The organism is Aeromicrobium changchenzhani (assembly GCF_057586615.1).
Genome location: NZ_CM172480.1, coordinates 2,328,243 through 2,342,174 on the forward strand (window position 1 = coordinate 2,328,243; position 13,932 = coordinate 2,342,174).

At 61.5% G+C, this 13,932-nt stretch carries 13 protein-coding genes and 1 pseudogene; 9 read left to right on the top strand and 5 right to left on the bottom strand.

All coding sequences use genetic code 11. The features are described 5' to 3' along the window. The first annotated feature begins 100 nt into the window (after positions 1-100). From AC2YB9_RS11780 to AC2YB9_RS11790, 3 genes are read left to right on the top strand one after another with little or no spacing between them, the layout of a single operon-like run. On the top strand, positions 101-1,189 hold the full coding sequence (locus AC2YB9_RS11780) for a ferredoxin reductase (protein WP_487265539.1): 1,089 nt from the start codon (positions 101-103) through the stop codon (positions 1,187-1,189). Positions 1,190-1,216: 27 nt separating this feature from the next. Then, entirely contained in the window at positions 1,217-2,482 is a 1,266-nt protein-coding gene (locus AC2YB9_RS11785; RefSeq protein ID WP_487265540.1) for a fatty acid desaturase family protein, read from the top strand. 14 nt (positions 2,483-2,496) lie between these two features. Further along, on the top strand, positions 2,497-2,697 hold the full coding sequence (locus AC2YB9_RS11790) for a hypothetical protein (RefSeq protein ID WP_487265541.1): 201 nt from the start codon (positions 2,497-2,499) through the stop codon (positions 2,695-2,697). On the opposite strand, the gene AC2YB9_RS11795 is transcribed toward AC2YB9_RS11790, so the two are convergent. Genes AC2YB9_RS11795 through AC2YB9_RS11805 form a run of 3 tightly spaced genes read right to left on the bottom strand, consistent with a single transcriptional unit; the run spans position 2,698 to position 8,180 of the window. Next, entirely contained in the window at positions 2,698-3,849 is a 1,152-nt protein-coding gene (locus AC2YB9_RS11795; protein ID WP_487265542.1) for a DUF3152 domain-containing protein, read from the bottom strand. It abuts the gene before it with no gap. Positions 3,850-3,884: 35 nt separating this feature from the next. Beyond that, a complete protein-coding gene (locus AC2YB9_RS11800; RefSeq protein ID WP_487265543.1) occupies positions 3,885-6,821 on the bottom strand; it encodes a bifunctional [glutamine synthetase] adenylyltransferase/[glutamine synthetase]-adenylyl-L-tyrosine phosphorylase in 2,937 nt (978 codons plus the stop codon). A 21-nt stretch (positions 6,822-6,842) separates the two neighbouring features. Then, the gene (locus tag AC2YB9_RS11805; RefSeq protein ID WP_487265544.1) at positions 6,843-8,180 is read right to left on the bottom strand and encodes a glutamine synthetase family protein; all 1,338 of its coding nucleotides are present in this window, start codon (positions 8,178-8,180) and stop codon (positions 6,843-6,845) included. A gap of 65 nt (positions 8,181-8,245) precedes the next feature. Between AC2YB9_RS11805 and AC2YB9_RS11810 the strand changes: the two genes are divergently transcribed. From AC2YB9_RS11810 to panB, 4 genes and pseudogenes are all read left to right on the top strand, one after another. Further along, positions 8,246-9,187: a 1-aminocyclopropane-1-carboxylate deaminase/D-cysteine desulfhydrase gene (locus AC2YB9_RS11810; RefSeq protein ID WP_487265545.1), complete on the top strand. Its 942-nt coding sequence runs from the start codon at positions 8,246-8,248 to the stop codon at positions 9,185-9,187. 53 nt (positions 9,188-9,240) lie between these two features. After that, a pseudogene (locus AC2YB9_RS11815) lies at positions 9,241-9,399 on the top strand (nitrilase-related carbon-nitrogen hydrolase); the annotation flags it as partial. 100 nt (positions 9,400-9,499) lie between these two features. After that, on the top strand, positions 9,500-10,996 hold the full coding sequence (locus tag AC2YB9_RS11820) for an NAD+ synthase (RefSeq protein ID WP_487265546.1): 1,497 nt from the start codon (positions 9,500-9,502) through the stop codon (positions 10,994-10,996). Positions 10,997-11,100: 104 nt separating this feature from the next. After that, a complete protein-coding gene (gene panB / locus AC2YB9_RS11825; RefSeq protein WP_487265547.1) occupies positions 11,101-11,952 on the top strand; it encodes a 3-methyl-2-oxobutanoate hydroxymethyltransferase in 852 nt (283 codons plus the stop codon). Between the two features lie 19 nt (positions 11,953-11,971). Here panB and AC2YB9_RS11830 read toward each other — a convergent pair whose 3' ends face one another. Together AC2YB9_RS11830 and AC2YB9_RS11835 are read right to left on the bottom strand one after the other, a co-directional pair. Further along, positions 11,972-12,253, bottom strand: a complete 282-nt coding sequence (locus AC2YB9_RS11830) for a hypothetical protein (RefSeq protein WP_487265548.1) — start codon at positions 12,251-12,253, stop codon at positions 11,972-11,974. Continuing rightward, on the bottom strand, positions 12,250-12,465 hold the full coding sequence (locus tag AC2YB9_RS11835; protein ID WP_487265549.1) for a hypothetical protein: 216 nt from the start codon (positions 12,463-12,465) through the stop codon (positions 12,250-12,252). The genes AC2YB9_RS11830 and AC2YB9_RS11835 overlap by 4 nt, the downstream gene beginning before the upstream one ends. 41 nt (positions 12,466-12,506) lie before the next feature. Here AC2YB9_RS11835 and map point away from each other — a divergent pair, with 41 nt between their 5' ends. Next, positions 12,507-13,376 (top strand): type I methionyl aminopeptidase, encoded by an 870-nt coding sequence (gene map, locus AC2YB9_RS11840; protein ID WP_487265550.1) that lies wholly within the window; start codon positions 12,507-12,509, stop codon positions 13,374-13,376. Next, positions 13,373-13,921, top strand: coding sequence for a hypothetical protein (locus tag AC2YB9_RS11845; RefSeq protein WP_487265551.1), 549 nt, complete (start codon positions 13,373-13,375; stop codon positions 13,919-13,921). Before map ends, AC2YB9_RS11845 begins: the two co-directional genes overlap by 4 nt. Positions 13,922-13,932: the final 11 nt, after the last annotated feature.

The window sequence follows — 13,932 nt, forward strand, 5'->3', positions numbered from 1 at the left end:
CCCCTTGTGCTTGGCTGGCACATCCTGCATCATTCTCAGTGTACAGTTGTTCACCAGTACACTGAAGTCATAAATAGTACTCAAGGAAAGGGTGTGTCCCATGGCGGTTCTCCGCAAGCTCCTCGCCTCGAAGGCAGTAGCGACCATGGCAACTCCCCATACGGTCGACCACTATCTCGACCAGATCCATCCCATGCTTGCGGTCCAAAATGTTCGCGGCCGCGTCGTCGAGATCATCGCCGAGACTGACAATGCCCGCACCGTCGTCCTCAAGCCCAATGGGGCCTGGACCGGCTTCAAGCCCGGCCAGCACGTCCAGTTCGGCGTAGAAGTCGAGGGCAAACGCCGTGTTCGCGTGTTCTCAGTGTCAAGTTCGGCATATCGCAATGACGGACACTTCAGCGTTTCGGTCAAGGCGCATCCCGATGGCTACGTCTCACAATTCCTGCGCTCGGGCCTCAAGCCCAAGACGCTCGTCTACCTCTCCCCTGCCGAAGGCGATTTCATCTTGCCCGAGGTTGTCCCCGACAACCTCTTGCTCATGAGCGGCGGCAGCGGCATCACGCCGGTCATGTCGATGCTACGGACGCTGGTCGACGGCGGCCACCGTGGCAAGGTGACCTTCTTGCACTACGCGCGGTCGCGCGACGATGAGATGTTCAGCGACGAATTGGACGCGATCAACCGCACGCCCAACATCAAGGTCGTTCGGGTTTACACCCGCCGACCCGAGGCCAGCGCTCACCTGTCTGGCCGCTACTCGATTGAACACCTCAAAAATCTTGGCATCGATCTCGGCTCGACTCTGGCCTTTGTATGTGGTCCCGCTGGCCTGATCCAAACCGTTCGCGATAGCTACACCGAGATCGGTGCCGCCGATCAACTGCGGATTGAATATTACAAGGTCCCGAAGGTCAATCTCGATGCCGCCGACGCAACTGGCACCCTGTCCTTCGACGAGAGCTCGTTCGAAGTCGCCAACAACGGCAAGACGATCCTGGAGCAGGCCGAAGAAGCCGGGCTCAAGCCGGCCTACGGCTGCCGCATGGGTGTATGCAACACCTGCGCTGTCAAGAAGAAGCACGGCGCCGTCAAACATGTCATCTCCGGCGAGATCCAAGCCAACACCGACGAAGTCATCAAGATCTGCGTAAGCACGCCGGTCGGCGATGCCTGCGTCGCCCTTTAACTCACTCGACCAACGAAGGAGAACCCCATGAGTCATCCCCGCCCGCGTATCGCGCCCGGTACCGCCCACAATCACAACGAAGCACCCAAGCCGCTCATCGGCCAGGACACCACCAAACGTGCCACCATCGGCCTCGACGTCATGACCTATGAGCAGCTCGAAGAGTTCGGCAATGAGATCGACGCGATTCGGCAGCGTGTTCTCGATGATCTCGGCCAGGTCGACGCCGACTACATTCGCCGCGTCATCAAAACTCAGCGTGGTCTCGAAGTCGCCGGTCGCGCGCTCATGTACCTGCCGTTCATCCCGCCGGCGTGGATCGCTGGCGTCGCCTCGCTCTCGTTATCGAAGATCATCGAGAATATGGAAATCGGCCACAACGTCATGCACGGCCAGTACGACTGGATGAATGACCCCCAGATCAGCGGCCACAATTATGAGTGGGACAACGTGGCGCCAAGCCAGGACTGGAAACGTACGCACAACTTCGAGCACCACACGTACACGAACATTCACGGCTTGGACAGGGACATCGGTTATGGTCTCGTCCGGATCGACTCCGATCAGCCGTATGCGTGGAAGTACCTCGGCAACCCGGCCTATGCGATCGCGCTGATGCTCATCTTCGAATTCGGCGTCATGGCCCATGGCAGCCCGTGGGATGACCTGCTGCGCGGCAAGAAGACCGACGACGAAGGCCGTGAGCAGTGGCATCGTGCGGGCAAGAAAGTCGGCAAACAGATGCTCAAGGACTACGTCGTTTTCCCTGCGCTGACCGGACCGTTCTTCTTGTCGACTATCGCCGGCAACGGCATCGCCAACGTCGTGCGCAACATCTGGACCTTCAACATTATTTTCTGCGGCCACTTCCCGGCTGAGGTCGAGACATTCCACAAGGCCGATGCCGAGAACGAGACGCGCGGCCAGTGGTATCTGCGCCAGTTGCTGGGTTCGGCCAATATCTCCGGCAGCAAGTTGTTCCACGTCATGAGCGGCAACCTGTCGTACCAGATCGAGCATCATTTGTTCCCCGACATTCCGGCCCGTCGCTATCCCGAGGTCGCCGTCGAAGTTCGCGACCTGTGCGACAAATATGGACTGCAATACAACAGTGGCCGTTTCTCCAAGCAGCTTTTCAGTGTTGCCAAGCAAATTGTCCAGCTCGGTCTGCCGCCAAAAGACAAGACCAAATGGGCCCGGCGCTATCAGCGCAAGTGGGCTGCCAAGGCGGCGGCCGCACAGACATCGCATAATGGGTCTGAGGACGTCGAGTCCACCAAGGTCGCTGCTTAGAAAGGTCCGCCCGGATGGCACTGAGTCGCCACGAAATCAAGAAGGATGCCATGCAGCAGTCCGCCGAAGCAGCCTTAACAACGACCCGCGCGGTCGCGGGCATCGTGTTCGATGCGATTGCCAAGATCACTGCCGAGGTTGGCTCGTTCGCGACCGAGATCTTCGAGATCCGCGAGGCAACCAAGACCGCCGCAGACGACAACCAGGACGATTAATCAGGGCTTTTTGATGTGAAAGCGGGAGGACGAAAGTTCTCCTGTTTTCGGCCATGGATTGATTTTGCAACCGTGGAGTCCCTTGGACTGTTGCATCATCACTGGCGCCAGGCGGCCTTTGCCACCACAACTGCTGTGATTGTGGCCTAGCCAGTGGCCAACCTCATGATTGATGACCATGTGGCGGTAGTTCCGCAACGATCCCTTGGCCGATCGCCAAGTCGGGGTGGCATGGAGCCACCGCGTTTGGTTGATGATGACATAGCGACCAACTCGGCAGCTGTAGACGCTACTGCAGCCGGATGAATAACTCGGAACTTTCGAAGCCTGGCTCAGGACAAGGGAGAATGACCCGCCTTTCTTTACCTCTTTGAACGCCACGCCCATGCCCCGCCACCCGCGCGGATCGTTGAGCGTCGACTTCGCTTCAGCACGGAATGCTGAAAGGCTGGCGGTGATCTTCCCTTTTGTGACGATCCGATAGGTAACCGTCTTCTTACGGGGCCTGAGGTGACGGATTGCGCCAGTTTTATTTGAGTAAGTCTTTGCGCTGGTATGACCAGGCTTCGAAGCCGTCACGCGCACGGAAATCTTCTTCCCAACATCAGCTGGTGCAAGCACATGAGACCGTTTCACCGCGCCGGAGATCGCGACGCCATTTCGGTACCACCGATACGAGAAAGTCGTTCGGGGCACTGACCAGGTACCGGTCGTCGTCTTGAGCGTCTTGCGGAATTTCCGCGTTCCAGAGATCACCGGACGCTTCGTATTGGCGATCGGCGCCTTCGACACCGCGGCAGTACGGATCGACTCCGCGACTCCGACCGGACCGCCGGCCTGCGAAGCAACTTCCCGCACCGACAGGCGCTTGCCGATGTCGCGAAGCCCGATCGTGTAGTTCGCGCCCTTCGCATCCGGAATGGGAGTCCCTTCACGGAGCCACTGCCGACTGACGGTCACTCCATCGGGGCCCCAGCTCCCCGCTGTTGCAATCAAGACCGAACCATACTGTGACGTTCCGGAGATCGTCGGCAACACAGTGTTGATCGGCGCGGAGCCATCGTCGGCACTGGCCGACTGATAAGACGTCAGGCCCAGCATCACGATAAATGCGGTCGCTATCACGCTCAATCGCTGAATCCATATGCCCACGCTAAGACGCTACACCGGATACGCGGCGGCGATGATCAATTCCAAAAGATCCGCTCAACAACTTGCCTGGCCTGACGAGTTGTACGCAGATAGTCGTCGACCATCCTGCTCCCCTCGTCGACGTCATAACCCATGAGGTGCGCGACGCCAGCGCGATCTTCGGCCTGTTCGACCATCGATTCGGCTGGTTTGCTCCGATACAGAACTACCGCGTTGCGAATCCTACTTACCAGCCGCCACGCGGCCTCCAGCAATTCGCTGTCCTCGGCCTCGAGCAACCCCGCGTCACGAGCCGCATGCAGCGCGTCGAGCGTCTTGGTTGTACGTAGGCCCTCGACGGCATGAGCATGCTGCATCTGCAGAAGTTGTACGGTCCATTCGACATCTGCGAGGCCGCCACGGCCGAGTTTAAGATGGGTGGCCGGATTGGCGCCGCGCGGCAGCCGTTCGGAGTCGACCCGTGCTTTGATGCGCCGAATCTCACGCGCGTCGACATCGGAAATGCCTTCGCTTGGCCAGCGCAGCGGATCGATCAGCGCGGTGAACTTCGCGCACAATTCTTCATCACCCACGATGGCCTCCGCGCGCAACAGCGCTTGCGCCTCCCAGACCGCCGACCAGCGCTCGTAATAGCCGGCATATGACTTGATACTGCGCACGAGCGGGCCTGAGTTGCCCTCGGGGCGCAGATCCGCATCCACCTCAAGCGATGGGTCGACACCCGAGGCAGCCAGCATCCTGCGGAGCTCGCGGGCCACGGCGAGCGCAGCTTCGCCAGCAGCCTGCTCATCGGGCGCACCGCCATCGGGGCCGGGCAGCGGATCATGCACGAACATCACATCGGCATCGGAGCCGTAGCCGATCTCATGGCTGCCGAGGCGGCCCATGAGGACAATCGCCATCCGCGTCGGCATCGGCCCCTTGTCGGCCTCGAATGCGCTGATCGCCGCGATCAGCGCCGCCGACAGAGCGCCAGTTGCGACATCGGTCAATGCCTCGCCGACCTCGCCAACATCGAGATGTCCGAGAATGTCGGCCATACCAATCCGTGACAGCTCACGGCGACGGATTCGTCGGACCGCTCGGATCGCATCGGCAGCAACGGTGTGCCGCTTCGCGGCATTGTTCATCTCGCTGATCAGGCCGTCGCGGCTGCGCGGTACGAGTTCGTCGGCATCACCCAGCATCGCCACCGCTTCGGGGGCACGCAAAATTAAGTCGGACACATATTTGCTGGAGGAGAGAATGTAGGCGAGCTGTTCAGCGCCTTCGCCCTCATCGCGGAGCTTGCGCAGATACCAGTGCGTGTCACCGAGACTCTCGGAGATCTTGCGGAACGCCAGCAATCCGCCGTCCGAATTGGGCGATTCAGCGAACCACGACAGCATCGCCGGTAACAGCGAACGCTGGATCGACGCACGCCGCGAGACGCCGGCGGTCAGTGCCTTGATGTGCGCGAGCGCACCGACCGGATCGATGTAACCGAGCGCCAAGAGTCGCTGTTCGGCCGCCTCTGGAGTGAGTCGCAGCCCTTCAGTCGGCAGCGCTGCCACCGCTTCCAGCAGCGGGCGATAGAACAACTTCTCGTGCAGGCGGCGAACCTCACGACGATGCACCTGCCAGTCGCGGACAAGACTGTCCCCCGGTGCCCGCTGGTAGCCCATGCTGCGACCGATCCGACGCAGATCTTCCTCGTCATCGGGGACGACGTGCGATCGGCGCAGCCGATACAGCTGGATTCGATGTTCAAGGGTGCGTAGGAACTCATACGCCCGTTCCATCGCGGCGCCGTCGCGGCGGCCGACATAGCCGCCCGAAATGAGCGCACGGAGCGCGGGCAGCGTTGAGGGGCTGCGCAACGCGACATCAACGCGGCCGTGGACGAGTTGCAGAAGCTGGACCGCGAATTCGACATCACGCAGGCCGCCTGGACCGAGTTTGAGCTGGCGGTGCAGCTCGGCGCTCGGCAAATTGTCGATCACGCGCCGTCGCATCGCCCGTGTGTCGGCGACGAAATTGTCGCGCGCACTGGCATTCCAGATCATCGGCGATAACGCGTCGACATATGCTTTTCCGAGTTCGGCGTCGCCCGCCGCGAAGCGCGCTTTGAGCAGCGCCTGGAACTCCCAGGTCGTCGCCCACCGCTCGTAGTAGTTGATGTGGCTGGACAACGTACGCACGAGCGGGCCGGACTTGCCCTCGGGACGCAGCCCAGTGTCCACTTCCCAGATAGTGCCTTCGGCGGTGAGCTCCCCGCAGATTCGGATCGTCGCGGCAGCCAAATGAGTTGCTGCGCGCACCGCATCCTGATCGTCTGCGCCGGCGACCGGCTCATAAACGAAGATGACGTCAACATCGCTGATGTAGTTGAGCTCGCGGCCGCCGGTCTTGCCCATGGCCATGATCGCCAGCCGGCACAGGTGCGCGTCCTCCGTTTCGGCGTGGGCGAGCGCCAGTGCGGCACCGAGTGTCGCCACAGCGAGATCGGCCAGTTCGGCCGAGGATTCCTCGAACGAGGTGTAATCGTTGAGGTCGCGTGCGGCAATGTGCAAGAGTCCGCGGCGATAGTGGATCCGCAACTCGTCGGGGGTCTTTGCGTGTCCGACTTCGCGACGCTGTTCATCAAGCGGCAGCGCCGTCGTCGACAGCTGATCGGCACCAAGATCGGTGAGATATTCGGGGTGGCGGGCAAGGAATTCACCAAGCGCCTCACTCGTGCCGAGCACGATCAGCAAACGTTGGCGCAACTGCACATCGGCATCGAGCAGCGCGAACAATCGATCCGCGCCGTATGACTCCGCGATCGACTCGATCGAGGACAACGCCGTGTCAGGGCTGGCCACCGTACCGATTTGGTTGACCAATTCGGCAGGAATCCCTGGCAACCGCGCCAATTGCTGCGATGCCGTCTCGACGAACCGGAACCCCTTACGCGCCAACGTTTGAGGAATCGGTCGACTGTCAGGGGCCACGAGGCGACACTACCGCTTGGCTCAGAGGACCGGCATGAGCCGATCGATCTCGAACTGCGTCACCTGCGTGCGGTAGTCGCTCCACTCGGCACGCTTGTTGCGTAGGAAGAAGTCGAAGACATGCTCGCCGAGTGTCTCGGCAACCAGATCGCTGGACTCCATCGTTCGGATCGCCTCATCGAGATTGCGCGGCAGCGGCGCGATGCCAAGTGCTTTGCGTTCGTTCTCGCTGAGTGACCAGACATCGTCTTCGGCCTCGGGCGGAAGTTCATAACTGCCCTCGATCCCTTTAAGCCCGGCAGCCAGCACGAGCGAGAAGGCCAAATAGGGGTTGCAGGCCGAGTCAATCGCGCGGTTCTCGATCCGGGCGGACTGGCCCTTGTGTGGTTTGTACATCGGGACCCGGATGAGCGCGGAGCGGTTGTTGTGGCCCCAGCACACATAATTGGGCGCTTCCCCGCCGCCGGCGAGCCGCTTGTAGGAGTTAACCCACTGATTTGTGACCGCGGTGATCTCTGGCGTGTGGTGCAGGACCCCAGCGATGAATGCCCGACCGGTTCTCGACAGTTGATATTCGGCGCCAGCCTCGTAGAACGCATTCTCATCGCCCTCAAAGAGCGATACGTGGGTATGCATCCCCGAGCCGGGGTGTTCGGTGAACGGTTTGGGCATGAATGAGGCCCACTTGCCCTGGCTCAGCGCCACCTCGCGGACGATCGTGCGGAACGTCATGATGTTGTCCGCAGTCGACAACGCGTCGGCATAGCGAAGATCGATCTCCTGCTGGCCGGGCCCGCCCTCGTGATGGCTGAACTCGACCGAAATGCCCATGCTTTCGAGCATCGTGATGACCTCACGCCGGAAGTCTTGGCTGTCGCCCTGCGCAGTGTGGTCAAAGTAGCCGCTGTCGTCGACCGGGACGGGTCGGCCGCCCTTCTCCGGCTTCCCCTTGAACAAAAAGAACTCGATCTCTGGATGGGTGTAGAACGTGAAGCCAGCGTCAGCACCCTTCTTGAGCGTCCGTTTGAGTACGTGCCGCGGGTCCGCATAGGAGGGACTGCCGTCGGGCATCAGGATGTCGCAGAACATGCGCGCGGTTGCGGGCGTCTCGCCACGCCACGGGAGGATCTGGAACGTCGCCGGATCGGGCTTGGCCAACATGTCCGACTCGTGCACCCGGGCGAAGCCCTCGATCGCCGAGCCATCAAAACCGATGCCCTCGGCGAAGGCGCCTTCAAGTTCCGCCGGCGCAATCGCCACCGATTTTAAGGAGCCGAGTACGTCGGTGAACCACAGGCGGACGAAGCGGACGTCACGCTCTTCGAGTGCGCGTAGCACGAAGTCTTCTTGCTTACCCATGGCACCAGTGTGCCCAACGTGTGTTTCACCCGTGTTTCGGACCCGCAAGTGCTAACTTCACGAACATGGTCGTCTTGCTTCCCACCCCACTTCAGGAATGCCCCCAGCTCGCCGAGGCGTGCGGTCTGCGACGGCTGTGGGTCAAGCGCGATGATTTGATCGGTCCGGGCATGGGCGGCAACAAGGTGCGCAAACTTCAGCACCTGATCGCCGATGCCGAGGAGCAGGGCTGCGACACGCTCGTGACAGTCGGCGCAGCGCAGTCCAATCACGCCCGGCTCACCGCGATCCTCGGACGAATTCACGGCCTTGAGGTACATCTCGTACTCATGGGGCAGCCGGGCCCGATCGAAGGCAATCTGGTGCTCGATGAGCTCGTCGGCGCACAGATCACGTGGTATCCCGGTGACGACTGGGGCGGTCTCGAGGCGATGGCACGAGCCCTCGTCGATTCGCTTCGTGGCGGCGGCAAGACGCCCTATTTCATCCCGCTCGGCGGCTCGAGCCCGGTCGGCGCACGCGGCTACCTCACGGCATACGAGGAGATTATTAAGCAGCTGCCCGCAGGCACGGGTGACGCGACGATCGTCCACGCCTCCTCGACCGGAGGTACACAGGCCGGCTTGATCGCCGGTCACGCAATCCATGGCGGACCGGTTGTGCTCGGCGTCGATGTGATCAAAGGCGGCACAGATCTAAAGATCGCGGCCACCGAACTCGCCACTGGTCTCATCACCGGACGCAGCACCAATATCCCGGTGGTCAACATCATCGACGGGACCGGGCCGGCGTATGGCGTCGTGACGCCCGAGGTTGCGGCAGCAGTGTCGACCGCGCTCGTGACTGAAGGGCTCGTACTCGATCCGGTCTACACCGGCAAAGCGATGGCTGCCCTCCTGACGCGGCCGCCTGAGTTGATGACCGATGCGGCGATCTTCATCCATACCGGCGGGCAGCCCGCAGTGTGGACCGCGAAGTACACGGCGGCCTTGCTCGGGCGTGACTGAGCGCCGCGATGCAGCCCTGTTCGGCTGACATACACGCCGGATAGTCTCATCACATGCCGCAACTCCGACTCGCACTTGCGCAGATCAACCCCACGGTGGGTGACATCTCCGGCAATGCCACCAGGGTCCTCAACTACGCGCGTGACGCAAATAATCAGGGCGCGCATGTGGTCGCCTTCCCCGAAATGATGTTGACCGGCTATCCCGTCGAAGACCTCGCACTGCGGGCAAGCTTTGTCGATGCCTCACGCGCCGCAATCCAGACGTTGGCGCTCGAGCTCAACAATGAGGGACTCGGCGAGATGGGTGGCTATGTTTGCCTCCCTCGTTCGGGTGCCGGGCGCCGTCCCCCGGTTGGGGGTTCCCAAGGGGTCGCCGACAAATGCTGGCGCGGTCATCCATCGCGGCAAAATCGTTACCCGTTATTTCAAGCATCACCTGCCCAATTACGGCGTGTTCGACGAGTTCCGCTGGTTCGTGCCCGGCAACTCGATGCAGATTCTCCAGATCCATGGCATCGACATCGGCTTGGTAATCTGCGAGGACATTTGGCAGGACGGGCCCAGCGCCGCTGTCGACGCCGCTGAGTCGGCATTGCTGCTGGTCATCAACGGTTCGCCGTATGCCAGCAATAAGGATGATGCCCGCTACGACCTATGCGCCCGTCGCGCCCGTGAGGGTGAATGCGCGCTGGCCTACGTCAACATGACCGGGGGCCAGGACGACCTCGTGTTCGAGGGCGATTCGATCATCGTCGACAAGGACGGCGCGATCCTCGCACGCGCCGGGCAGTTCACCGAAGAGTTACTGATCACCGATCTGGAGCTGCCCGCGGCCACTGCGCCGATGCCCGATCCTGACATCCTGATCGGTGGGTTCCGGATCGAACGTCACGTCATCTCGGCCGAGCCGCTGCCGGCATACGCACCACTGTCGAATCCGCCGATCACCGAACGCCTCGACAATCTCGGCGAGACCTATGCGGCCATTGTGATGGGGTTGCGCGACTATGTGCTCAAGAACGGCTTCAAGTCCGTCTTGTTGGGCGTTTCGGGCGGCATCGACTCGACGTTGGTCGCCGCGATCGCCTGCGACGCGATCGGCGCCGACAAGGTCTATGGCGTTTCCAATCCCAGCGACTGGTCGAGCGAACATTCCAAGACCGATGCCGCCGAGTTGTCCGAACGCACCGGGCTCCACTTCGAGACCATCGCGATCGCCCCGATGGTCGATGTGTTCACCAACACGCTCGAAATCGATGGTCTCGCGGTCGAAAATCTGCAGGCTCGCATACGTGCTGTGATTTGGATGGCGCTGTCCAATCAGCACGGCCATCTTGTTCTGGCCTGCGGCAACAAGTCTGAGCTGGCGGTCGGCTATTCAACGATCTATGGCGATGCGGTCGGCGGCTACGCACCACTTAAGGACGTACCGAAGACACTTGTGTGGGAGTTATCCACCTGGCGCAATGCGTCTGCGGTCGCCATCGGCGAGACCCCGCCGATCCCCCCGGCCACGATCACGAAACCGCCGAGCGCCGAACTCCGGCCGGGCCAACTCGACAGCGATTCGCTTCCGCCCTACGAGATCCTCGATGCGATTGTCGAACGGTATGTGAACCAGAATCATGGCTCGAAAGAAATTGTCGCGGCTGGGTTCGACCCGGCGATCGTGGAGCGGGTTATCGCCCTGATCGATCGCGCCGAATACAAGCGGCGACAGTATCCGCCGGGTCCGAAAGTTTCAGGTCGCAACTTCGGTCGCGATTGGCGCGTACCGATCACCAACCGCTGGCGCGAGTCGCTCTGACCGTCCCACGTGCGACAGATCACAGGGCGACGGCCCGCATTCTGTGCAACGCTTGAGCAGTCCGTGGACTCCATCATGGGAGCTGCGAGAAGCGGAGGAACATCATGAGCGAAGAGACTGCACCCTACGGCAGCGGACCTGCGCCGGCCACCCCGATCAAGCGTATTCGAACCCATCATCTCCAGTCGCTGAAAGACCAAGGGCAGAAGTGGACGATGCTCACCGCGTACGACCAGTACGCGGCTGCGACGTTCGATGAGGCGGGCGTCGAGGTTCTACTTGTCGGTGATTCCGCCTCGAATAATGTGTTCGCTAATGAGACGTCACTACCGGTGACGGTCGATGAACTTATCCCGCTCGTGCGGGCAGTGTCCCGTTCGGCGACACGTGCGCTCGTGTTGGCTGACCTGCCGTTTGGCTCATATCAGGCGTCGCCGGAACAGGCATTTCATACCGCGGTGCGCTTCATGAAGGAAGCCGGCGCGCATGCCGTCAAGCTTGAGGGCGGCCTCGCCGTCGTCCCGCAGGTCAAACTTCTCACCGATTCTGGCATCCCGGTTTGCGCCCATATCGGCTTCACTCCACAGTCCGAACACAACCTCGGCGGCTACCGCGTCCAAGGCCGTGGTGATGGTGCCGCGCAGATGATTGAGGAAGCCAAGGCATTGGAGGCTGCCGGAGCATTCGCGGTAGTCATGGAGATGGTGCCGGCACCAGTTGCTGCCGAGGTCACGAAAGCGCTGCGCATACCCACCGTCGGTATCGGCGCCGGTATCGATTGCGATGCCCAGGTGTTGGTATGGCAGGACATGATGGGCCTGCGCACCGGCAAAGCGCCCCGTTTCGTCAAGCGCTATGCCGACCTGCACGCGATTATGCTGGAAGCAGCACAGTCCTACGTGGCAGAGGTCAAGGGCGGCGCGTTCCCTGAGCCCCAGCACTCGTTCGAAAGCTAAGCCTCCCCGAACACGCTAGTCAGACGTGCCAGTTCCACCATTCGACGCCGGACAGCACGAGCACAAACCACACCAGGACTCCTACCGGCGGAATCCAAATACACCACGCTGGGCGAGAGCGCGCCCATGCGGCCATCAGCATCGACTGCGGCAGCAACAGCAGCAGGGCTAGAAGGACGCCCCACCACGGGGCATACAGAACAGTCGAGATCGAGATCCAGAGGACCACGAAGAGTCCCGCAACGCCGATCCATGGCCCGGACCGTTCCAACCGAAGCCGGCGCTGGTGGTTAAGACTCATTCAGCCGGTTGTTCGGGCGCGGCATCGCTGGCGGGCTCAGTGTCATTCCAGCCGGGATCTTCATCCCAGGTCTTGGTCCGCTCCTCCGCAATCCTCAGGGCATGTGATGCCTCGTCTGCCGAATCGTAGGGGCCCAACCGGTCGGCCGCCTTGCAACCATCCTTGCTCTCGACGGCTCGATGGGTCAGACAGTAGTAGTACTTGTCACTCATGGTCTCCATAGTGCCTCACGGCGACCGCATAGACTGCCTTCGTGAGTGAATTGATCGCTGGAGTCCTATCCCCCGAACGCCCCGTGCCCCATTCGATCGACCGTCCGGAGTACGTCGGCCAGACCGCACCCTTGCCGTACAAAGGGTCGCTCGTACGTGATGCTGAAATGATCGCCAAGATCCGGATCGCCAGCCGAATCGCGGCGCGCGCGCTGGATGCGGTCGAGGCGGCGATCGCGCCCGGCGTCACGACCGACGAGCTCGACCGGGTCGGCCATGAGTTCATCGTCGCCAATGGCGCCTACCCGTCGACCCTGGGTTATCGCGGGTATCCCAAGTCCTTGTGCAGCAGCGTCAACGAGGTGATCTGCCATGGGATCCCCGACGATCGACCACTCGAAGACGGCGACATCGTCAACATCGACATCACTGCATACATCGGCGATGTTCATGGCGACACCAACAAGACCTATCTGGTCGGCAACGTCGACGAGCAATCGCGGCTGTTGGTCGAGCGCACCCACGAGGCGACGATGCGCGCGATTCGCGCGGTCAAACCGGGCCGTCAGATCAATGTGATCGGGCGGGTAATCGAGTCCTACGCCAAACGCTTCGGCTACGGCGTCGTGCGCGATTTCACCGGTCATGGCGTCGGGCCCGCGTTCCATGACGGTTTGATCATCCCGCACTATGACGATCCGAGTTTTGACACCGTCATCAAGCCCGGTATGACGTTCACGATCGAGCCGATGTTGACGCTCGGCACCGCCGACTGGGACATGTGGGAGGACGGTTGGACCGTCACGACGAAGGACAAGAGCCGCACCGCTCAGTTTGAGCACACGCTCCTGGTGACCGATGACGGCGCCGAGATACTGACCGTTTCCGGCTCGATGAAAGACAGCCAATGAAACTTCCCAAAGCCACTCGAGACCGCGTTATTTTGGCGTTCACCGCGTTCGCAGCGTGCGTTGCGCTCGTTGCGACGTTCATGATCATTTCCGGCGGCGCCGACAAGCCGGCAACCCAAACAGCTGAGCCCGGCTTCGGGCGAGACTACGACCCTTTCCCAGACCTCGGGACAGCGGCAAGCGACGGGCCTGCCGAAGGTCTGGGAGGGGCCAACGGCTTCTTGGGAGCTGGCGACAGCAACTCCATAACCCTCGGCAGCGGCAGCACGTCGGACGTCCACGACGTTAGACTCGTTGCCGAGTCCGACGGTCCACTCTATGTATTCGGCTACGTAACGCCGAAGGGAAAGTATCGCGTTACTCCCACCGGAAAGTCGGACTGGTCCAAACGCCTCCAGATTCGGGGCCAACGCCCACTCGCTCAAGTCGCGTTCCAAGTGTTGGGAGCAGCGACTTACATCACCTGCACGATTTACGTGGACGGCCATCGCGTGTCGTCCTATACCGGACGTGGCCAGTCTCAGGTGGGCGTCTGCACCGGCTGAATAGCGGCGGG

What these genes read in the sequence shown, in the direction of transcription:
- AC2YB9_RS11780 (WP_487265539.1), top strand. Translation starts at nt 101, where the DNA reads ATGGCGGTTCTCCGCAAGCTCCTCGCCTCGAAGGCAGTAGCGACCATG.
- AC2YB9_RS11785 (WP_487265540.1), top strand. Translation starts at nt 1,217, where the DNA reads ATGAGTCATCCCCGCCCGCGTATCGCGCCCGGTACCGCCCACAATCAC.
- AC2YB9_RS11790 (WP_487265541.1), top strand. Translation starts at nt 2,497, where the DNA reads ATGGCACTGAGTCGCCACGAAATCAAGAAGGATGCCATGCAGCAGTCC.
- AC2YB9_RS11805 (WP_487265544.1), bottom strand. Translation starts at nt 8,180, where the DNA reads ATGGGTAAGCAAGAAGACTTCGTGCTACGCGCACTCGAAGAGCGTGAC.
- AC2YB9_RS11810 (WP_487265545.1), top strand. Translation starts at nt 8,246, where the DNA reads ATGGTCGTCTTGCTTCCCACCCCACTTCAGGAATGCCCCCAGCTCGCC.
- AC2YB9_RS11820 (WP_487265546.1), top strand. Translation starts at nt 9,500, where the DNA reads ATGTTTGCCTCCCTCGTTCGGGTGCCGGGCGCCGTCCCCCGGTTGGGG.
- panB (WP_487265547.1), top strand. Translation starts at nt 11,101, where the DNA reads ATGAGCGAAGAGACTGCACCCTACGGCAGCGGACCTGCGCCGGCCACC.
- AC2YB9_RS11830 (WP_487265548.1), bottom strand. Translation starts at nt 12,253, where the DNA reads ATGAGTCTTAACCACCAGCGCCGGCTTCGGTTGGAACGGTCCGGGCCA.
- AC2YB9_RS11835 (WP_487265549.1), bottom strand. Translation starts at nt 12,465, where the DNA reads ATGAGTGACAAGTACTACTACTGTCTGACCCATCGAGCCGTCGAGAGC.
- AC2YB9_RS11845 (WP_487265551.1), top strand. Translation starts at nt 13,373, where the DNA reads ATGAAACTTCCCAAAGCCACTCGAGACCGCGTTATTTTGGCGTTCACC.